General features: G+C 70.9%; 12 protein-coding genes. 7 read left to right on the forward strand and 5 right to left on the reverse strand.

From position 1 onward, the window contains the following. Positions 1 to 93: 93 nt before the first annotated feature. The 4 genes from WMF20_RS45540 to WMF20_RS45555 form a co-directional block, all read right to left on the reverse strand. Positions 94 to 597 carry a hypothetical protein gene (locus WMF20_RS45540; protein WP_207217661.1) on the reverse strand — a complete coding sequence of 168 codons (504 nt, stop codon included), beginning with the start codon at positions 595 to 597 and terminating at the stop codon, positions 94 to 96. After that, the gene (locus WMF20_RS45545) at positions 594 to 5,804 is read right to left on the reverse strand and encodes an eCIS core domain-containing protein (RefSeq protein ID WP_437608015.1); all 5,211 of its coding nucleotides are present in this window, start codon (positions 5,802 to 5,804) and stop codon (positions 594 to 596) included. The genes WMF20_RS45540 and WMF20_RS45545 overlap by 4 nt, the downstream gene beginning before the upstream one ends. Next, positions 5,801 to 5,923 (reverse strand): hypothetical protein, encoded by a 123-nt coding sequence (locus tag WMF20_RS45550; RefSeq protein WP_257792752.1) that lies wholly within the window; start codon positions 5,921 to 5,923, stop codon positions 5,801 to 5,803. Before WMF20_RS45550 ends, WMF20_RS45545 begins: the two co-directional genes overlap by 4 nt. A gap of 326 nt (positions 5,924 to 6,249) precedes the next feature. After that, positions 6,250 to 7,665, reverse strand: a complete 1,416-nt coding sequence (locus WMF20_RS45555; protein ID WP_437608016.1) for a sugar porter family MFS transporter — start codon at positions 7,663 to 7,665, stop codon at positions 6,250 to 6,252. Between the two features lie 174 nt (positions 7,666 to 7,839). Between WMF20_RS45555 and WMF20_RS45560 the strand changes: the two genes are divergently transcribed. Continuing rightward, positions 7,840 to 8,469 carry a LysE family translocator gene (locus WMF20_RS45560; RefSeq protein WP_437608017.1) on the forward strand — a complete coding sequence of 210 codons (630 nt, stop codon included), beginning with the start codon at positions 7,840 to 7,842 and terminating at the stop codon, positions 8,467 to 8,469. A 46-nt stretch (positions 8,470 to 8,515) separates the two neighbouring features. Here WMF20_RS45560 and WMF20_RS45565 read toward each other — a convergent pair whose 3' ends face one another. Beyond that, on the reverse strand, positions 8,516 to 10,291 hold the full coding sequence (locus tag WMF20_RS45565) for a glycoside hydrolase family 43 protein (RefSeq protein WP_437608018.1): 1,776 nt from the start codon (positions 10,289 to 10,291) through the stop codon (positions 8,516 to 8,518). A 628-nt stretch (positions 10,292 to 10,919) separates the two neighbouring features. On the opposite strand from WMF20_RS45565, the gene WMF20_RS45570 reads away from it, so the two are divergent. The 6 genes from WMF20_RS45570 (at position 10,920) to WMF20_RS45595 (ending at position 21,600) form a co-directional block, all read left to right on the forward strand. Then, positions 10,920 to 12,527: a PAS domain S-box protein gene (locus WMF20_RS45570; RefSeq protein ID WP_437608019.1), complete on the forward strand. Its 1,608-nt coding sequence runs from the start codon at positions 10,920 to 10,922 to the stop codon at positions 12,525 to 12,527. A gap of 465 nt (positions 12,528 to 12,992) precedes the next feature. Continuing rightward, a complete protein-coding gene (locus WMF20_RS45575) occupies positions 12,993 to 16,538 on the forward strand; it encodes a beta-propeller fold lactonase family protein (RefSeq protein ID WP_437608020.1) in 3,546 nt (1,181 codons plus the stop codon). 41 nt (positions 16,539 to 16,579) lie between these two features. Beyond that, complete coding sequence (locus tag WMF20_RS45580; protein WP_437608021.1) at positions 16,580 to 17,659, forward strand: hypothetical protein; 1,080 nt, start codon at positions 16,580 to 16,582, stop codon at positions 17,657 to 17,659. Positions 17,660 to 17,661: 2 nt separating this feature from the next. Then, entirely contained in the window at positions 17,662 to 19,119 is a 1,458-nt protein-coding gene (locus WMF20_RS45585; RefSeq protein WP_129580107.1) for a hypothetical protein, read from the forward strand. A gap of 15 nt (positions 19,120 to 19,134) precedes the next feature. Further along, a complete protein-coding gene (locus WMF20_RS45590; protein WP_437608022.1) occupies positions 19,135 to 20,196 on the forward strand; it encodes a hypothetical protein in 1,062 nt (353 codons plus the stop codon). A gap of 9 nt (positions 20,197 to 20,205) precedes the next feature. Beyond that, a complete protein-coding gene (locus tag WMF20_RS45595) occupies positions 20,206 to 21,600 on the forward strand; it encodes a M14 family zinc carboxypeptidase (RefSeq protein ID WP_437608023.1) in 1,395 nt (464 codons plus the stop codon).

The raw sequence follows: 21,600 nt of genomic DNA on the forward strand, positions 1-21,600 counted from the left end.
CTTTTCGGCTGCCTACAAAATTCGGATCTACCGGCAGCGGTCGACATGCTGCGAGCGGAAGAGCAGCGCATCGAGGGCCGGCGCGGGGGAAGGTCAGCTCCGCTGAGCGGAATTCGCGCCCGCAACAACTTTTAAATAGCGTACGAGCATCGGCGCGATGCCGACAGGCTGACGATCGAGCAGTACATAGTGCTCGGTGGCGAGGAACTCGGCCATGACCGGTATCGAGAGCGCGGGCACGAACGCGCGCCGGACGGCGAGGCACGTATCGTCAAACGCACCGCGCTGCCACGCGCTCAGGCTTATATGGTCGATTCCGCCACACAAGGACATCCGCTCGCAATGCTCGCAGAGATACGACTGCATGCCGAATGCAACCACTCGAGGCAGGAGACCTTCGGCGGCGAGCGGCGTCTGATCGAGCCATTCTACGAATCCTAGATGCAGGAAGTAGTCCCAAGCCGGCTCGGAGACGTCGTCCTCGCGCACCAAGTCGACGTCGCATCCATGTGCGACCAACTGGGACGCAAGGCGGCTTTGCTCGGAGCGATCGAGAAAAGCGTCACCGCTTACCGGCACAACGAGAGCGAGCCTCACCGGCCGGTCCTCGCTGGAGATAGATCGATGTCCACGTTGAACCCATAGTCGATGGGCGTGCCGGGGTCGATGCCCAGATTCCTGAGCAGGGCGTTGTGGCGGGCTGCCGCCAAACTCGGATCGACGAAGCCAAACCCCGCACCGCGCGGACTGGCCCAGTGGTTCAAGAGCGCTTGCAGCGATGCAGTTCCTTGCGGGTCGCTCACGCGAAGGTTGGCAAGCTCGTGCCCAGACTGACGGGCGATCGAGCGCGCGTAGCGCATCACCGGCGTCGTCTCGACGACTCGCGCAAGGGCTTCTCCGGTCAACCCGCGGCTCCTGGCCTGGTGGATCCTCATGATACTCTCGATGTTCTGGATGTTGTCGAGCGAGAGCCTGGAAAGTGAGCCGCGGTCGATCCCCAGGGCCCGCATCTGCCTCAGGTTCAAGTATACCACCGAAGGCGTTCCCCTGCGCGGGACCAGCCCGCCTCGATGGCGGATCCAGCTCGGGAAACTGTCATGGAATACATGGTCCATCAGGGTGAGATGCCGCGACCGAGGATCGAACGTGTTGATGAGCCTGCCGAAGAAACCCTCGTTGGGATTGGTCGCTGCGTTGAAGACGTCCCGCGCTCTGACGACCCCGCTCGGATCCCTCGTCGCGCCGGTCCCTTCGAGCTCCAACCCCGGAGGCAGTGTGTTCGGATCGATGCCCTCGTACAGGCCTGCCCTGATCTCATCGACATAGTTCGCGGGCAACCCCTCCGGTCGATCGAGGTGGCCAAGGAGCTCGCAAAGCGAGCAACGAAACACGCGCCCATCGCGCATGACGCGCAAGCGGTGGCCTCCCGGCAACCGACGCGAGAACAACTGTTCTCGGAGACTGATGCCAGGGCCAGTGGGCTCGTGCGGCGCCGCGGGCTCGTGCGGCGCCGCGGGCTCGTGCGGCGCCGCGGGCTCGTGCGGCGCCGCGGGCTCGTGCGGCGCCGCAGGCTCGTGCGGCGCGGTGGGCTCGTGCGGCGCGGTGGGCTCGCGCGCGGCTGCCTGCTCGTGTGGAGCGGCGGGTTCGCGTGGGGCCGCAGGCTCGTGCGGCGCGGCAGGCTCGCGCGGCGCAGCGGCCTCGTGCGGCGTGGGCTCGTGCGGCGCGGCCGCCTCGTGCGGCGCCGCAGCCTCGCGCGGCGCCGCAGCCTCGTGCGGCGCACCGGGCGCCCGCCCCTCCGGGAAGGTGGCCTCATAGGCGGCCGTCACCTCGGGCGGGATGGGGCGGCCCGTGCGACGGCTGACGGCGCGCCAGGTCCGGTACGAGCTCCTCGCCGCGAGATGTTCTGTGAGGTTGAGGAAGCGCTCCTGGCCGCGGCCGAGCGCCTGCACGAGGCGCGTGCGGCCCAGACCGCGCAGCGCCGCACCACCGGTGAGGCCGACGGCGCGGCCCACCGCTGCGACGCGCGGCGCGCGCGCACCCGCCCAGCTCAGCGCGCGACCGAGGCCGCGCTCGGCGGCGACGATGCCGCGCCCCGCGGCGGCTATCGCCCGCGGCATGCGGCCCGCCTCGATCGCGCGGCCGTGCGGCATCTCCGGCATCGCCGGGCGCCGGTTCCCCGGCAGCCGGACGTGGTGCATCGTGAACATCGCGCTCGACATGACGCCGGCCATCAGGAAACCGCTCGCGTCGATATGGCTGAGGCTCGCCAGCCCATATCCGGCGATCAGGTTCATGGTCACCTGGGACGCGTACTCGGTGAGCATGTCGGTCGCGAGCTGGAGGGTGAAGCGCGTGAGCAGGGTGGCGCCCGCCTGGCCCGCCGCCTGCACCAGCGCGCCGCCCAGACCGCCGAGCCCGCCGCCGATCGCCCCCGTCAGCGCGCCGGTCCAAGCGGCGCGCCAGAGGCCGCGGCCGGTGATGCTACGGCCAGCGAGCGCGTTGCCGAGGGCGTAGCCGGCCATGCTCGACAGCGCGCCGGCGATCGCGCCGACGATGATGCCGGTGATCACCGTCGCGAGGAGCCCCGCCCCGATCAGCCCGCCGACAGCGGCGCCGATGACGGGACCGAGGAGCACGCTCACGACGATCGCGATCAGGATGACCAGCAGGATCGTGGCGACCTTCTCCCAGGCGGGTCGCTCGTTCTGGGCCGCGATGCAGGCGTATTTGCGGATGTCCTCGGCGAGGCCGGGCTTGCGCTGACCGTCGCGATCGGTGCCGCCCTGGATCTGGACGTCGAACCCGGTCCGGAGGCTCGTCTTCTGGCTCTCGATCCCTTCCCGGATCGACTGGTTGAGGCGCAGATAGCCGGAGATGACGGTCAGCAGCGCGCACGCGAACGTGCGTGAGACGGCCGTGGTCAGCCGCTCGATCGCCGCGCCGTGCTCGGCGCGCGCCTGCGTGAAGCCCTCGACGGCGCCCGCAGACGCCTGGCTCATCGCGCCGCCGAACGCGCCAGCCAGCTGGCTGGCGCCGTCGCGCGCGGTCTCGAGGAGGCGATCGAGCGCCGCCTGCGCCGTCCCCCGGCTGTCCTCCACGCTCGCGACCGCGCGATCGAGGCCGAGCCCGAGCCGCTCGCGCAGCTGGCCGAGCAGCGTCGCGACCCGGCCGCGCACGCCGCGCATCGCGGCGCGCACCATCGCCGCGGGCGGCGCGGTCGTCCCCTCGAGGAGGACGCGGAGCTGCCCGAGCGCGTCGGCGATCGCGCGTCCGGCCTGGCCCGCTCCGCGGAGCATCTCGCCGGCGACGCCGTGCGCCGCGCTCTCCACCATCAGGCGCTGCAGGTACGCGGTGTCGCGCGCGGTCTGGCGCTGCGCGCGGCGCTGGCGAGCGAGGGTGCGCAGCTGGACCGCGAGCTGCGCGTCGACGGCGGACCGCCGAGCCTCACGCTGGGCAGCGGCCGCGGCGAGCGCGCCGCGCATCACCTGGCCGAGCGACGCCAACGCCTGCTCGGCGCCCTGCCGGACGCCGTCCTGCGCCCCGAGCGACGCGCTGATCACGGTGGCGCAGTGGCCGGCGCGCGCGCGCGCGAGCTGCCGCGCCTGCGCCGCCGCCTCGTTGACGAACCCGTCGCGGTAGCCCTTCGCGGTCTCCATCGCCGCGTTCGAGCGGGCGTCCGCGCGCCGATCCGTGAGATAGCCGTCGAGGAGGCTGTCCCTCCCGTTGCGGCGCCCGCGCTGGTACATGCGCCAGTGGGAGCGGCCGATCCCCAGGGCCTCGCCGCCCTTGCTCTCTCCGACGTCGTTGATCTCCGACTGACCGCCCGCGATCAGGTTGCGCACCACGCCCAGCTCGAGCGCCTCGGCCGCGGCGATCGCGCGCGTGGTGCGGTCGGCGCCGGTCTGCACGCGCACCATCGCGCCGACGGTGGTCGTCACCGTGTGCACGAGGCTCATCACGTACTGGGCGTCGATCGTGGCCTTGGCCGCGTTCGCGTCCCGCTCCGCAGTTCGGCGCGCGTCGCCGTACGCGGCGTCGATCGCCTCGAGCGTGCGATCGCGCGCGGACTCGATGTCGCGCTTGACGCCGACGAGCGACTCGCCGATCCGCGACGGCACCCGGCGCTCGATGTCGGTCAGCGTCGCGCCCGCGTCCTGGCCCATCTCGCGCAGCGAATCGGCGGCGACGCTCGAGGCGGACTCGCGCGCCTCGCGATCGCCTCCCGCGGCGAACCGCGCGCGCTCGGCGCTCGCCGCGAGGACGTGCGCCCGCGACTCGCCCATCGCGGCGTGGCCGTCGCGGTACGAGCCGATGGCGTCTTCGCGGCGCGCGAGCGCGTCGCCGAGCGCCGCCGCCATCGGATCCTCGGCGGCCGGCGCGGCCTCTTCGCGGTCCCCACCCGCACCGCCGCCCGCGGGCCGGTCCGCGCCAGCGCCCTCTGCGGCTCGCGCGGTGCCGGCTGCGCCGCCGCCGCCCTCGGCCTGCTGCGCCCCGCCGCCGCCGCCGGCGCCCCCTCCCCCTTGGCCGCACCCGCCTTGCGGCTCGCAGCCGGGAGGAGGTGGCGGCGGCGGAGCGTCGGTGCGCTGGGTCTGCTGGGCCTGGGATGTGGTGGTGCTCGCGCTCTGGACGTCGCCGTGGACCCTCGTGTTCGGCGGCTCGCGCGGCTGACGGGTGGTCGAGGTCCCGGTGACGTCGCCGGCGCTCGGCGCGATCGTCTCCGAGAGCTCTCTCTCGTCCCGGCAGGGCTCCTCCTCGCCGCTCGACTGCTCGGGCGTGTGCGGCGGCGGCTCCTCGGGAGCCGGGCACGCGGTCTGCGCGCCGCGTGCGACCGCCGGATTCGGCGCAGGCTCCGCACCCGCGGCGACGGCGCCTTCGCCCCCTGTGCCCCCGCTCGCGGCGCCGCCCCCGCCGCCGCAGCCCCCGCCGCCGCCGCCTCCGGGCGGGCCTCCACCGCCTTCGCCGCCACCGCCCTCGGCGGACGGGCCGCCGCCGCCCTCGCCGCCGCCGCCCTCGCCACCACCGCCTGCGTCGAGGCCCTGCGTCGCGCCGCCGCGGCCGCCTCCCCCGTCCTCGCGAGCCTCGATGAGCTCGGGCTCGAGGTCGCGCTCCGCGAGCGCGTCGAGCTCCATCTGCACGGGCGCGGTCTGCAGATCGGTCGCGCCGCTGCAGCTCGAGCACGTGCCGCCGCAGCTGCACGCCATCTGCACGCCGGCCTCGCCGCCGTCGCGCTCTCGATCGAGGATCGCCTCCGCCGAGCGGCCGTCGACCACGGCGTCGGCGGCCTCGTCCGCCTGCCGCTCGTAGCGATCGCCGACCTTGCCGACGCCGCCGTCGAGCTGGACACCCGCCTTCTGCTGCACCACATGCGCGGCCTCGTGCGCCGCGAGGCGCAGGTCGGGGGCGCTGCGGAACGCGATGCGATCGCCGACGGCGTACGCCCGCGCTCCGAGCCGCGCGGCCGCTGCGCTCGCGGGGCCGTCGCTCCCGGTCCGCACGCGGCTGAGATCGTGGTGCCCGAACGCGCGCTGGATCGTCGCGGCGAAGGGCAACGGCGCCGCCACCGACGCGACCCCTTGCCGCGCGACGCCATGAATCGTGGCGGTACGCCCTCGCGCGCCTCCGCCGCCCGCGGCCCCGCCGCGGCCGCCGCCGCCGGCTCCGATGCCGCCAGGACCTGCCGCGGCTTGCACGTACGCCGGCGCGCCGAGCGCGGGCGCCTCGCGCTCCTCGCTCGCCTCGGGCTCCGCCTGCTCCGCCGGAGCGGCGGGCGACGGGCGCTTCTCGGCGGCCGGCGCGACGCTCATTTCGCGCGGTGGCCTTCGTCGAGATCGTCGTCGGCGCCGTCCTCGACCCTGTCGGCGGCCGGCGTCGACCCGTGCGCGCCGGCCAGCCGGCGCGCTGGAGTGGATGGCTCAGCGGGCATTCACGCTCCTTCGACCGTCGGCACTCCTTCTCCGGTGTCGCCGTTCGTGCTGCGTATGCGCACGAATAACGACCCGACAGGGGAAGAGCATCCGAAGACGTCAGAGACGTCAAGCCCCAGCTGCGCAGCCTGCACCGCATTGGCAGGGCATTCTTCGCCGCGATTCGACGCCCTCTGGAAAAGCGACGCGAATTCAGCAGCTTACCCACACACCGAATGCGGCGGACGCGCTCGCGCACGGCGACGCGATCCTGACCTTGCGCGTCGCCGTCCTGTCACACGCCTCCTCGCCGATTGACGCCGGCGGTCGCTGCCCCCCGCGCCCATCACATCTCCTCGAGCTCCTTGCCCTTCGTCTCGGGGATGAACGCGACGACGAACACCAGAGAGGCCGCCGCGGCGGCGGTGTAGAGCCCGTAGGCGATGCCGAGCCCGGCCACCTTGAGCGCGGGGAACGTGGCGGTCACGAGGAAGTTCGCCAGCCATTGCGCGGCCGCCGCGATCGAGAGGGCGAGGGCGCGAATGCGGTTCTCGAACATCTCCCCGAGCAGCACCCACGTCACCGGACCCCAGGACGCCCCGAAGCAGAAGACATAGAGATTGGCCGAGAGCAGCGCGACGGGGCCGGCGGCGCCCGTCAGCACCGGGTTGCCCGCGGCGTCCTCGCCCGCGGCGCCGAACACGGCCGCCATCGCGCCGAGGGTCAGCGCCATGCCGATGGATCCCGCGATGAGCAGCGGCCTGCGCCCGACGCGGTCGACGGTCGCGATGGCGACGAGGGTCGTCGCGATGTTCGTGACGCCGGTGATGACCGTGATGGCGAGGGAGCTTCGCTCGGAGAACCCGACCGCCTGCCAGAGGACGCTCGAGTAATAAAAGATGACGTTGATGCCCACGAGCTGCTGAAACGCCGAGAGGCCGATACCGATCCAGACGATGCGGAGCAGCCCGGAGCGCCCCCGGAGGTCCGCGAGCCTCGGCCGGCGCTCGGACGAGAGCGTCTTCTGGATGTCGAGGAGCTTTTCGGGGGCGGCTCGGCCGACCAGGTCGCGAAGCACGGCGAGCGCCTCTGTCGCGCGCCCCCTCGCCGCGAGGTAGCGCGGCGACTCGGGGATCAGCAGCGCGCCGAGCCCGTAGAGGAGCGCCGGCGGGATGGCGCTCCAGAACATCCATCGCCAGGCGCTGACGCCGAGCCAGAACGGGCTCGACGCCGAGCCGGCGGACGCCGCGATGGCGTAATCGCCGAGCAGGGCGACGAAGATGCCGAGCACGATCGCGAGCTGCTGGAGCGATCCGAGGCGGCCGCGCAGGTGCGCCGGCGCGACCTCGGCGATGTACGCCGGGGCGACGACGCTGGCCGCGCCGATGGCAACGCCGCCGAGCACCCGCCACGCGCTGAAATCCCAGGGCGAGACCGCCGCCCCCGAGCCCGCCGCGCTGACGACGAAGGCCAGGGAGGTGACCCGCATGGTCCGCGTGCGGCCGTAGCGGTCGGCCAGCCTGCCCGCGAGCACCGCGCCGGCGGCCGCGCCGAGCAGCGCCGACGACACGGACAGGCCGACCGCGACCGTGTGCGCCGTGAACACCCTCTCCAGCGCGCCGACGGCGCCGTTGATCACGGCGGTGTCGAACCCGAACAGGAAGCCGCCCAGCGCCGCGACGGACGCGAACAGGGCGACCCGCACCGTGGACGGCTGCTTCTCTCCGCGTCCGTCCCCCTGCTGCGCTGCGGGCACGCCCATGCTCGCGGTGAACCACGAAGCGTGCCGCCGGCGCCTCGACCGTCCTCGAGCGCCGCAGCGACGAACTGGCACCGTCCGCGCGCCCGGCGCGCTGAGAGGGCGCTGGACACGGCCTGAGCGCGCGTCCGCGCAGGCGCCTGGCGGGCGGAGGCTTCCGCGGGTACACAGGCTCTCATGACCTCGACGCTCCTTGCCTTCTGCGGCGCCGCGCTGGTGCTGGCCGTGATCCCGGGGCCGAGCACCGCCGTCATCGTGCGGCAGGCCCTGCGCGGCGGGCGCCGCGCCGCGCTCGCGACCATCGCCGCGAACGAGCTGGGCCTCCTCTTCTGGGCCCTCGTCGCGGCGCTCGGGGCCTCTGCGCTCGTCGAGGCCTCCGCGGTCGCCTACGACGCGCTCCGCATCGCCGGCGCGGCCGTCCTCGTCGTGCTCGGCGTCCAGTCCCTCCTGGGCCGGCGCCGCGCCGGCGACGGCGACGCGGGCCCGGGAGCCCGCGAGCCCGCTGCCGGCGGGTGGAGCGCCTTCCGCATCGGCCTCCTCACCATCCTGGCGAACCCCAAGGCGGCCGTGTTCGCCGCCTCCTTCCTGCCGCAGTTCGTGCCGGCCGGCACGCCGACGCTGCCAGCGCTGCTGCTCCTCTCGCTGGTGTGGGTGGCCGTGGACACGGCCTGGTACCTGGCGCTCGTCCTGCTCCTCGGTCGGCTCCAGGCGGCCATGGCCGGCGGTCGCGTGCGCCGGACGCTCGAGGCGGTCTCCGGCGTGGTCCTCGTGGCGCTCGGCGTGCGGATGGTCCTGGAGCGCCCCTGAGCGGAGCGCGGCCGCTCCGCGCGCCGCGCGACGAGCGGCCCGCTTGTTACGGCTTTGTCACCTCGAAGGAAGCGACGTTCACCGAGCCGCCGAGCGACTGCGTGGCGTAGTTGAAGATGCCGAAGCGATAACCGAGGAAGAACTGCCAGTTCTTGTTCATGCTGAGCGTGTCGCCCAGGTTGGTGAACCGGGCGCCGTCCGTGCTGTAGGAGAAGCGCGCTTGCCCGCCCCCGCCATCCGAGCGGACGTTGGCTTCCACGCGCAGCCAGATCTTGCCGCCGGACACGTCGGCGCGAGCCACCTCGTTCCCCTTGCCCGTCGTGGTCCAGGAGGTGTTCATGTTGACCCCGTTGGTCATCACGACGCGCGTCGCCCCGTTGGCTTTCTTGATCCCGATCCACGCCGACTGGTCGCGCAGGGCAGCGAGGCCGGCGACGTCGCCGTTCTGCATCTTGCTGTAGTCGAGCTCGATCGTCGCGATCGAGACCGGCCCTTCGACGCGGCGGGTCAGCGTGTTTCGAGCGGCATAGAGGTCGTCGGTCACCGTCGCCGTTTGCAGGGTCAGCCCAGACCCGGAGGACCACTTGGTGTTGTCGGGGTTGTGGTTCCACTCCCACTCGGGGTTCAGGGTCTCCTTCGCGAAGGTGTCCTTGCTCGGGCGCGGCTTCACGCGATTCGATCCGCAAGGCAGGTCCGGGAAGGGGTACGTACCTCCCCATTTGCCGTCCACCAGGGTGAGCGAGGGCCAGCCGTCGGTCCAGGTCATCGGGGCCATGACCGGGATGCGGCCCGCGGGGTACGAGTCGTTGAATCCCATGTAGTACCAGTCCCCGTTTTGCGTCTCGACGACGCCGCCTTGATGCGGGGATCCGCCGGAGCCCGGAGCGCCAGCGTAGGGCAGCTTCACCGCGAAGGGCCGCAGCTCATACGGACCGAACGGCCCGTTCGTCGATCGCAGCACATACTCGCCGTTCGCATATTGCGTGACGAAAATGTAGTAGACTCCATCCTTCTTGATGAAGCGGGATCCCTCCAGCGGCCCCGAGATGTTCCCCGGCGTCTGGAACACGGCCTGGTTCTTGACCTGGCTGAAGCCGTCCGCGCTCAGCTGGGCCACGCTGATCGTGTTGTTCCCGTAAGCCACGTACATGGTGTCGTCGTCGTCGACCAACAGCCCCATGTCGTAGTAACAGCCGCCCTTGTGCTTCTCCCACGGGCCCTCGGGGGACTTGGCGGTGAAGACCCAGCCGCCGCCCGCGTTGTGCATGCACCCCATCCAGTAGAAGGTCTTGTTGCTCTTCCGATACTGGAGCGTGGACGCCCAGATGCCGTTCACGTACGATCGACCCCGGCTCATGTCGTACGACGGGTCGAAGTCGAGCACGGGAACGGAGTGTGAGACGTACTCCCAATGGACCAGATCGTAGGAGCGGAGCAGGGGCGCCCCCGGCGAATAATGGAACGTGGACGCCGTATAGTAGTAGGTGTCGTCGACGCGAATGACCTCCGCGTCGGGGAGGTCTTCCCAGATGATAGGGTTGGAGTAGGTGTCAGGGCAGACGGCAGGGGCGACACCGCCGCCGCTGCCGCCATCGCCGCCGCCGCCACCGGGGCCCTCACCGCCGCTGCCGCTGCCGCTGCCGCTGCCGCCGTCGCCGGCGCCGGCGCCCTCACCGCCGCTGCTCGCTGCGCTGGTGCTGGCCGAGCTACTGCTGGACGTCGACGACGAAGCTCCCGTGCCGGACGATGCCGCCGGCTCCGGCTCGGGGTTATCCTCACCGCCGCAAGCCCCGAGCAATGCCGAAACTACAAGACCGGTCACCAGGCTCGAACGAGCGTAATCCATGTTGAGCACCTACTTCATAAGGTTTTGGCGTCTATTGTTAACGTTAACACGATAATGTCAACAGGAATTAGCCCATCATCGAGCAGAAATGTTAACGCTCACACGAAGCCGCGTCGAATAGGGATGGATTTGCGAAGCGGTGGCGGAAGAGGCGGGAGAGGCGGGCGGCGAGCCGCGGCCGCGGCGCCCGCGCCGAGCGCGTGACGGGCTGTCCGGTCCCTCGAGCAGGATGACTCCGCCGCGTCGTGCGCTTCCCCGACGTGGCCGCCGTGGATGTACACGTGGCCGTCGAGCACGCGCCGCGACTGCGAACGCCGCCGCAGCGTCCAGCGAGCGCGCGCCCGCGGCGGCCTTGGCGCTCGAGCTCGTGGACGGTGGCCTGTGCGTGCCGGAACTGGCAGTCGTGGGTCTCGTCCGCCCGGGACCTCGTCCGCCCGGGACGGCGCCACGGCCCAGCTCTGGCCGCCCGCAGCGCTGAACCGGCCTCCTGTCACCGGCGAGCCTGAACAGGCCGGCATCCTGGGAGGGCGATCCATGGACCTGACCGCGTTTACGCTTCATGCGCGCGCCGCTCGTGCCACAATCGGCGGATCGAGGCGGGACCATGGTGTGGGCAGAAGAATTCGAGGCGGCCGGCGGCGGCGAAGACGAGGTCGCCCGTGTGGCCCCTCCCTGCCGATGCGGTCGCCACGACGCCCGCGCAGCGCCGGGCGAGCTCATGGGGCGCGCGGCGCCGGAGGGGAGCAACGTCACCCAGCGCAACCAGGCAGAGCACGCGCTCCGCGAGAGCGAGGAGCGCTTCCGGCTCACGTTCGAGAACGCGCCCGTCGGCATGGCCATCGTGGCGCTGGACGGGCGCTTCATCCGCGTCAACCATGTCTTCTGCGAGATCGTGGGCTACACGGCCGAAGAGCTCTCGACGCTCCGCTTCCAGGACGTCACCCACCCCGACGACGTGGGCGCCGACGTGAGCCTGGTCGAGCAGCTGCGCCGCGGCGAGATCCCGCGTTATCGGCTCACCAAGCGGTACGTCCACAAGAACGGCACGATCATCCCCGTCATCCTCCACGCGTCCGTGGTGCGCGACGAGGACGGCGAGCCGATTCACTACATCGCGCAGGTGGAGGACGTGACGGCGCGCAAGCAGGCGGAGGAGGAGCGGGAGCGCCTGCTCGCGCAGCTGGACGCCGAGCGGAGGACGCTGCAAACGATCTTCGACAGCGCGCCCATCCCGCTCCTGCTCATCGAGCGGAACGGATCGGAGCGCCTGATCGGCAACCCGCGCGCGGTCGAGCTCACCGGGGGGGCGGCGGCGCGGGACGAGTACGTCGATCGCCTGCGCCGCCCGGACGGCACCCCCATCGGGCTCGACGAGATGCCTTCGAGCCGGGCGATGCGGGGCGAGACGGTCCCCGGTGAGGAGATCGTCGTCCACCGGGAGGACGGCTCGTGCCGGACCTTCCTCATCGCCGCGGCGCCGCTCCGCGACGGCGGGGGGACGATCACCGGCGCGGTGGTCGCCGGGGAGGACATCAGCCCCTTGAAGGAGCTCGAGCGGATGCGCGAGGAGTGGACCAGCGTCATCGCCCATGAGCTGCGACAGCCGATCAGCGCGATCGTCTTCAAGGCTTCCATGCTCGCGAGGCAGCCGCAGTGCAGCGAGAGCGCGCGGCACATCGTGGCGAGCGCGATGCAGCTGAGCCGGATGATCAGCGATCTGCTCGACATCTCCCGCCTCGAGTCGCGCCGGCTGGAGCTCAGCCGCGTGGAGGTCGATCTCCCGGCGCTCGTCCGGGCGACCGTGGAGCGGACGGCGGACGCGACGAGCGGACACCCGGTCGACGTCGACGTGCGCAGCAGCGTCCCGCCGCTCCTGGCCGATCCCGGGCGCCTGGAGCAGGTGCTCACCAACCTGGTGTCCAACGCGGCCAAGTACGGCGCGCCCGAGACGCCGATCAGGATCGCGGTGGAGCGGCGGGGCGGCGAGGTGCTCGTGGCGGTCGAGAACGAGGGGAAGGGCATCGCGCCGGAGGAGCTGCCGAGGCTCTTCTCTCGCTACTACCGGACCCGAGACGCGAAGACGGGAGCCGCCGCCGGGCTGGGCCTCGGGCTCTACATCGTGCGAGGGATCGTCGAGGCCCATGGCGGGCGGGTCTGGGCCGAGAGCGCGCACGGGCGGACGACGTTCCGGCTCGCGCTGCCGCTGCCGTAGCGCGCCGGCCTTCCGGCCGGGAGCGCTGATGACACCTCAGCGCCGCGGACAAGAGCCGGCGCGGCGGCATCTGCCCCGGCGCGGCGTCACCGCCTGGCGACACCTTGCCGGCGACACCTTGCCGACGCGGACTGACCCGGCAAGAGATTGCCTGCGGAGACGCGCCCTCGCTGCCTGCTCCTCGCCACGGGGGTTGCCCGTCGCAACCGCCCGCCAAGCGGGATTGTACGGATTCACGCGATCGCCGAGCGCTGGCGCAGCCGTTGCAATGCTCGCCGGAGGTCGAGACGGCCATCGGGGAGCTCGCTTCATGGAGTGTTTGCATGCGATCCGGTTCGTGAACGGTGACAGCGCACCAACCCGGCTGGCCTGGAGGGGGCAGAGGAGCTCCCCTCGGCGGGCAGAGCTTCCGGATCTGGACGGGCAGAGTTTCTGGAACCCACAGGCGCGAAAGGTACTGTGCACATGCACGCGAAGAACGAGGAGGCCACGAGCGTCGACGCGAGCCCACAGATCGTCTTCCAGCTCGTCAATGCCGCGGGCCCGGGGCTGACCGCCAACGTCATCTACATCACGACCGACGCGACGTACAACCAGCTCACCTTGCAGGTCGGCCTGACGTCGGGCTCGGTCACGTTGACGCCGGGGACGATCACCGACCCGTCCACACCGCCCATGTCCGGGACCGTCTTCTACCTGGACCTCTCCCAGCTCCGGCTCTCCGCCGACGTGCTCGCCGGATTGAAGCTCTCGGCGGACGGCTTCACCTTCAAGACCTTCCCGGCCTCCAGCGTCGTCGGCATGACACCCACCGTCGCGAAGATGTTGTCGTCCGGCACCTCGGGCGGCCTCTCCATCGCGATCAGCCGCATGGAGGTGCCCAAGGCGCTCGGCACTCCCACGGTGCAGCTCTACGCGACGTACTACGGCGTGCCCGCCGTCCAGGGCATGTTCTCGAGCTTCCAGGTCGCGCTCGTGGCCCGCCCGGACGAGCCTTCTGGATTCCTGCCCGACGTCCTGGCCGTGGGCCTCGATCAGAGCACGATCGTGAGCAGCGATCTCCCGCTGCGCCGCGCCGAAAACGCGATCTCCCTCCAGCTCTCGCCGGGCGCGACGGGCACGGTCGTCAACGCGGGGCCGAGCACCGTCTTCTCGGTGAGCTTCGTGTACGGCGCGACCGGGGACAGCTTCGGGTTCGGCGCCCTCACCGACGTCACGCACGCCTGCAAGATCGCGCCGAAGGCCGGCCTGAACGCGGAATGCTGGAAGATCACCAAGAACCCGAATGAACAGGCCCCATCCTGGACGCTCCAGCCGCCCGAGGGCGCGCCCATCGTCGGCAGCGGCGTGCTGGCGATCGTGGCCTTCGACTTCACCAACATCGTGACGACGTACCAGCCGGGGCCAACGGCGATGGTGATCGCGTTCGCGAACGTGCCCGGTTACGCCGACGGCGTCTACACGCTCGTGCTCAACAAGGTACCCCACGTGGCCATCGACTCGCTAAAGGTGACGCCGAACCCCACGTACTTCCGGAACGGCACGGCCACGGTGACGGTGTCGTGGAAAGCGCGGTACGCGACGAGCCTCACGTTGACTCAGAACGGCAAGCAGTGCGACGTGACCGGAAAGACGCACACGCAGGTCAACCTCACCGCGGAGTCCACCGTCTTCAACCTCGCCGCCACCGGCCGGGGCGGGGGCGCGGTCAACAGAGACTCTAAGTATCGGACGGCCACGGCGCTCCCGGTCATCAACTCGTTCACGGGAGCGCCCCTCGATATCTACTGCGGGTCGGCCTCCCACGACGCGACCTTCGCGTGGGCCGTCGACATTCCGGACGACGTCCTCGTGTCGCTCACGAGCACCGGCGACGCGTTCGGCGGACAGACGTTCAAGGCCACCGGCACGACGAACGCGACGCTCACGGGGCCGCAGGTCATCACGCTCGCGCCGAACCTCGCCACCCCGAACCCGGCGCTCACGCGGAAGCTCGTCGTGTCCGCGTTCAAACCCCAGGTGTCCACCCAGCCGCTGCCGGACGCGACGACCGACGTGGTGTTCTCGCCCACCGCGCCTTTCGTGGCGTTCCTGTCCCAGAGCCAGAACAGCATCCTCGTCATGGATACGGTGAGCTACGAGATCCAGCGGACGCTGCAGGTCGGCGCCCGACCGACGTCGCTCGCCATCTCGCAGGACGGGGCGCTCCTCGTGACCACCAACAGCGACAGCAACGATGTCTCGCTCATCGCGGTGGCCGCTCAGGGGACGGGGCTGCCGGCCTTCTCGGCCGCGACCTCGGTCAAGCTGCCCGCCACGCCGAGCCGCGCGGTCATCACGCCGGATCGCCAGCGCATCTTCGTGACCGTGGGTACGCAGGCCGGCGCCTCCGGACTGGTGGTGTCGCTCGTCCGGTCCGGCGACGCGTACGTGATCGAAGCGACGGTGGTCGTCGGCGCGGCGCCCGCCGGGATCAGCTTCGACGCCTCCGGGAACCGGCTCTTCGTGGCCAACTGGTCCGACAAGACCGTGTCGGTCATCGCCCTCGATCCGCGCGGGGCGCTCGGCTCCGTGGTGGAGATCATCGCGGGGCTGCCCGGCTCGCCCGTCGACGTGGCCGCGACGTCCAGCGGCAAGCAGCTCCTCATCGCCTGTCCGCAGCAGAACGCCATCGTCGTGGTCGACCCGAACTACCCGAACACCGGGTCTCGCAACACCGTGACCGTGGGCAGTGGACCGCGGGCCATCGCCCTCACTCCGGGCGGCGGGTACGCGTTCGTGGCCAACCAGTTCGACTCCACGGTGTCGCTCCTGAGCACGTGGGGCCCGCCGGCGTCCGCCGCGGCCGCGGGGGACCCCATCCCGGTCGGACAGAGCCCGTACGGCTTCGCCTACGGCATCGCCGCTTCCCAGGACGGCCTGATGGTGGCCGTCGCGACCGAGTACGCGACCGGCTTCGGCCTCATCACGCTCGGTACGTACGTCGCGGCGCCGGAGACCCTCTCGATTCCCAATCAGCCGACCGACGTGGCAGCCGCGCCCGATGGGTCCGTCGTCTTCGCATGGCACGACGCGGCGGTGCCTGCGGCCGGTCACCTTCCGCCCGGGATCCTGGTCTACAACATCACTCACGGGCAGATCTCCGCCGTCCTCGCGAGCCAGCCGATCCTCGGGTGCGTGTTCTCGCCCGTCGCCTCGCACCAGCAAGCGATCGCGATCACGCAGGGCGCGGCCGCCCTCTCGTTGATCCGCACGACCGACCTCACGGTCACGAGCGTCGATCTCTCCTCCGCGACGAACGGCTCTTTGCCCCTGTCGATCGCGATCTCCGGCGACGGACAGACGCTGTTCGTCCTGCTCGGCACCTCGTCGAGGCACTACGGCCTGCTCGTGCTCACCAAGAGCAGCAGCGCGTGGACGCCGGGCCAAACGGTGTCGCTCTACCAGGGCAGCGGCGCGGGCGTCGTGATGCTTCGGTCCACGCCGGATGGCTCGGCGGTGTTCGTCGTCGATCCGGCCGCGCCCGCGGTACGCGTCGTGCGGAGGGCCTCGGACGGCACGTACAGCCTCGATCCCACCGTGGTGCCCGCGGACGCGAGCGCCCTCGACGCCACGATCCTGCCCGACGGATCCACCGCGTACGTGCTCAACTCCGGCGCCCAGTACAACACCGTCACGGTGGTCGACGTGGCGACGCTCGCCGTGCGCACGGCGGCCATCCCGCAGGCGTTCGTGAACCTGCGCGGCCTCATCGCGTCGCCGGACGGCAGGCGCCTCTACGCCACGGACACGAACGCGGCCGCGCTCCGCATCCTGGACCCCGCCTCGCTCCGGATCCTGCAGACGCTGCCCCTCAACACGGAGCCGTCCGCGGCGGCGGGGGCGGACGGCCTCGCGATCCTGCCGGACGCGTCGCGCATCTTCACGGCGAACACGCGCGGGCAGGGGAGCGGCGGGGCGGGCGCGCAGGGCAGCCTCGCCGTGATCGACGCCGTGCAGATGGGGATGTAGAGCGGCCTCGGGGCGGCGGCATAAGGGAGGAAACGATCTCCATGGGAAGCTATTCGGGCCTTTTTTTGCGGCACGATCTCGGGCAGACGCCGGGACAGCCATCCTCCGGGTGGTCCGAATCTCCGGATCTGATCGCCTACCAGGTCGACGGGGAGCCGGCGATCCAGCCGGACCTCACCCAGTTCACGTCCCCCGGGGGGTACGGTAACCCGTTCAGCGCGAACGTCATCGAGAACAACCCCAATTACATCTACATCCGCGGCCTCAACACAGCGAACGGAGCGCAGCAGTCGCGCGTGTACTTCTACTACACCGAGAGCGACCTGATGCGCTGGCCGGCGAACTGGCGGAGCGACAACATCAGCTTGGCGAACGTCCCCCAGAACTGGATCGACATCGTCGCGACGAGCGCCAACCAGCTCGTGGTCGGGCAGCTCCCGCTCGTGTGGGTCCCGCCGACGCTGACGGGCAGCCAGTGGAATCACTACTGCATCGTGGGATGGGCCGACAACAGCGCGAGCCCGCAGCCGCCCGTTCTCCCGAGCTTCAGCAGCGTCGACGACCTCGGGCAGTTCATCATGGCCCACCCGAACATGGCCTGGCGCAACACCACCGACTACGACTCGCCGCCTCCCGACTTCGTGTACGGCACCAACCTGACCATGCCCTCGAGCGGCGGCACGATCTACCTCTCGGTGTCGTTCTTCAACGTCCCCGGCGACGGGATCTTCTCGGTCAGCGTGCAAGGCACGGACTCGTCCAACACCGTGTCGCTGCAGAGCGCGAGCGTCTCGGACTACCAGGGTGGGTACATGCCGCGCGGCGCGCTCTCCTACCCGCCCGACTTCCAGACCTCTGTCCTCGTCACCCACAAACCGGGCGCGACCCCGCTCCCAGCGAACGCCAAGATCACGGTGGCCCCGCTCCTGCAAGTGGGACCCTCGCTGATGGCATTCTACCGGACGGTGAACGCGCCGAACGGCATCCCGAGCCCCTTCTTCACGACCAGCGCGAGGGACGACGACCTCAACCTCGTGCAGGTGACCGTGATGGTGGTCGGATCGCAGTCGTACAACCTCAAGTTCGGCGGCGCCGGCGCGCCCGGGAAGAAGGCAGCCTGATCATGATCACCACCACCGCGAAGAGAGAGGCCGCCGCCACCGGCATCGTCCTCCGCCAGAAGCTCGGCCAGCCCCCCGCGGGCCCGGCGCAGTACAGCGCCTCTCCGGATCTGCTGCTCATCGGCGCGGCGGACGCGTTCGATACGACGGTGTTCACCGACCCCACGGGCTACGACTGGTACTTCTTCCAGGCGCCCGTCATCGGCGAGCCGAACTACCTCTACGTCCGCGGCATCAACAAGAACCCCGCCGGCATCCAGAAGGCGCGCATCTACCTCTACTTCGCGCAGAGCGACCAGATCCTGGATCCGACGAAGTGGCAGTCCACGGGCTTCACCGTGAACGGGAGCGCCCAGAGCTACCAGGACGTCAGCGCCGTGTCGCAGTGGCAGTACGTCGCGACGACGACCCCCTTCCTGTGGACTCCGCCCACGCCGAGCACCTCGGGCGCGTCGTACTACCTGATCGCGTGGGTCGACAACTCCGCGAGCCCGAGCCCGCCCGCCTGGCCCGCGACGCCCTTCGCGAGCATGGACGCGCTCGGCGCTTACATCCAGCAGAACGGCAACATGGTCATGCTCGACACGCTCTATCGCGGCGGGTTCGTCCGTCAGTTCCCCGGACAGACCATCGCCGCGGAGGGCACCGGCGCCCAGACGAGCCCGGACATCATCGTCTTCGGCGCCGCCGCGGCGCAGGACGTGTCCGCCCTGGCCAGCCAGAGCGACTATGACGACGGCACGCTCCGGCAGACCCTCGTCATCGGCCAGCCCAACTTCCTTTACCTCCGGGCGCTCAACACGGCGAGCGGCGCCGGCACAGCGCGCGTCTACCTGTTCTGGGCCACGACGGGCCAGCTCTCGCCGACGAGCTTCTCCGGAGCGGGGTTCACCGTGGCGGGCGTCCCCCAGAACTGGGTGGACCTCACCGCGACGGCCAGCGGACAGGTGATGGTCTCGACCGTGCCCATCGTGTGGAATCCGCCGCCGCCGCCCGCGGGCCAGTCGTACGTGCTCATCACGTACGCGGACGCGAGCGCGTGCCCGCAGCCGCCGGACTTCTCCCCGTTCGGGTACATCAACCCCGCGGGGGCGACGCAGCTCCTCGCCACGCACCCGCAGATGAGCTGGCTCTCCACCACGGCGTCGTCGCCGGCCCGGCCGACGGCGAGCCAGGTGGCGGCCATCAGCACGCCGGCCGCGGCGCACAGGTATTACGTGGGCGTGCAGCTCACGAACATCCCCACGGACGGCAAGCTGTCCGTGTCGATCCCAGGCCCCGACGGCGCGAACACGGTCGTCGCGACGTCCATGAGCATCCCGGCGCCCGGCGCGCTCATCGCGTGGCCGGTCCAGTACCCCGCGTCCTTCCAGACGAGCGCGGTGTGGTCGTACTGGCAAGGTGACACCGCGCCCTCGGGGTCCTTCGGGATCTCGGTGAAGCTCATCATCGCCGGGTAAGGGCCTCGAGGGATCATGTCGACCCGCGACGAGCACAAGGCTGCTTTCCGGCAGCTCCTGGATCTCCTCCACACGTCCCTCGACACGTGCGCGGCCGCGATCCGCGCGCTGCCGGGGGCCCCGGAGCAGGCGGCGCTGGAGGCGCACTTCGAGGTCCTCCTCGATCGGCACGCGGACCTGTACGGCATTGGCACGTACGAGAACAACGTGACCAGCGCCATCTTCTCGTCCGCCGTCCACAACGAGGCATGGATGGCGCTGGAGCACGAGGCCGAGGCCTCGCGGCCGCGCGTCACGTCCGAGGAGGAGCGGCAGGAGCTCCTCGCCAGGGCCTCCTTGCACCGGCGGCGCGCCCACGCGCTGATCGACGCCTGCCGGCGGGGCCCGCGGCTGCGGGTGCCTCGGGGCATCCCGCACGTGGATCCCTACCGCGGCGTGTACATCGCGCCGGACACCCCCGAGGTGCGCCGCCTGCTCATGTACGATCGAGAGCCGTTCATCCGCTTTCGAGGCGGCGTGGTCGCGACCGTGCGCGACAGCCGGATCGCCGATCTCGAGGCCCTGGGCGCCGCGGTCATCGTGCTTTACCTCGATGGCGACGCGCTCCACGACGCCGCCGTCGGGGCGACGCAGACCGCGGCGGGGCAGCCCGCGCTGGAGCGAGACCTCGCCGCTCGCCTCGAGTACTCCGAGCGGGAGGGCCAAGGGGTCGGTGAGCCCTTCGCCGCCCAGACGCGGCGCGCGCTGCTGCACCAGAATCACGTGCTCCGCAACCTCGGACGCCGCGCGGCCTCGGAGCACCCTGCCGCGCACGAGGCGATGTCTCCGGTGTTGCGGGAGCACACGGCGATGCTCCTCGATGCGCTCGCCGCGTTCCCGGTCGCGCCGGCCGCGCGCGGCGGGCCGGAGGCGCTGCTGTCCGCCGTCGTGGACCAGGAGCGCCGGATGACCGCCCACGCGGCCACCTGGGCAGTTCGCGCCAGCGCGGAGGACGCCGCCGGGCTCCGCGCCCACTTCGAGGCGGCGCAACGCCCCTCCGACGCTCTCACCCCCTTGGTCCGAAACACCGCCCACTGAGGACGAACGATGCCGCCGCCCCAACGCACCGCCTCCGATCATTACCACTTCTACGCGTACGACTACCCCGCCTCGGCGGCGCCGTGGACGCTGTCGCCGGCGGTGGTCACGAGGAACAACATGCAGTTCTACAGCATGCGGCAGGATCTCCAGGGGCTCGCGGACTACGCGGCCACCCGGGGCGTCCCCGGCATCCACATCTTCCGAGCCGGCGCGACCGTGCCCGACGACGTCGGCGTGGACCGGGACATGACCGTCCTGGCCTTCGGCGGTGGGTTAGGGAGGCCGGCGGCCATCATCACCGGGGGGATCCACGCGCGCGAGTGGGTCGCCCCGGCCATCGCCTACCTCATCGCGGAGTACCTCATCGTCAACTACACCGCTGCTCCGGTCGGCCGCTACCAGACCGCGATCCGGAACCTGGTGGACAACCGCCGGCTCTACTTCGTGCCGATGCTGAACCCCAACGGCAACTGGTACACGGTGTACAGCACGGACGCGAACAGCCGCAAATGGCGCAAGAACCGCGACAGGCTGCCGTACACCCAGTGGAGGTGGCTCGCCGAGCTCCAGCGCGGCGTGCCGCCGGCTCCGAATCCGCCGTTCGTGAACGTGGCGCCGGACGGGGCGAACGTGAGGTATGAGACCCCGCTCTACAAACGGCCCCTGCCGCCGGACGCAGGCAACAGCCCCTTCACCATCGTGCCGGCGGAGGAGGTCTTCGGCGTGGACCTGAACCGCAACGCGACCACGATGTACAGCGGGTACAACACCTTCTACAAGGACTACGAGGGGGAGCACCCGGACAACAACACCGACCCCACGAGCGAGAGCTACTTCGGACCAAGCCGGGCGTCCGCCCTCGAGACCCGGAACATCGAGGGGACCATCGCCCACATTCGCAATGTCGTGAGAGTGAACGTCGATACGATGGTCGACTACCACTCCTACTTTCAGCAGATCCTCTATCCCACGGAGGCATCCGACCGCGGCTTCGTCAACGCGAGCTACAAGAGCCTGGGGCGCATCCTCCAGGCCCTCATCGCGACGTCGCGGTGGTGGTCCTGGTCGTACCAGTACGGGCTCGGCACGCCGGTCAGCCAGATCGGATACGACGCCGTTGGCACGCTCGCCGATCACTGCGCGACCCAGGCGAACGCGCGGGCGTTCGTCATCGAGCTGGATCCGTCGAAGGACGACCCCGCCGGGTTCGAGCTGCCGGAGAACAAGATCATGGGGGTGTTCGAGAAGAACATCCGCGCGGCGCTCGCCCTCATCGCCGCGGCGGGGCAGCCCTCCCAGGCCACCGCGCGGCGGATCCTGTACCACTCCATCAACTCCGCCGCAGAGCAGGAGTTCATGGACTGGAACGTCTTCGGCCGAGGCAACCAGCTACCCCTCTAG

Source organism: Sorangium sp. So ce834 (assembly GCF_051521425.1).
Taxonomy (GTDB): Bacteria; Myxococcota_A; Polyangia; order Polyangiales; family Polyangiaceae; genus Sorangium; species Sorangium cellulosum_D.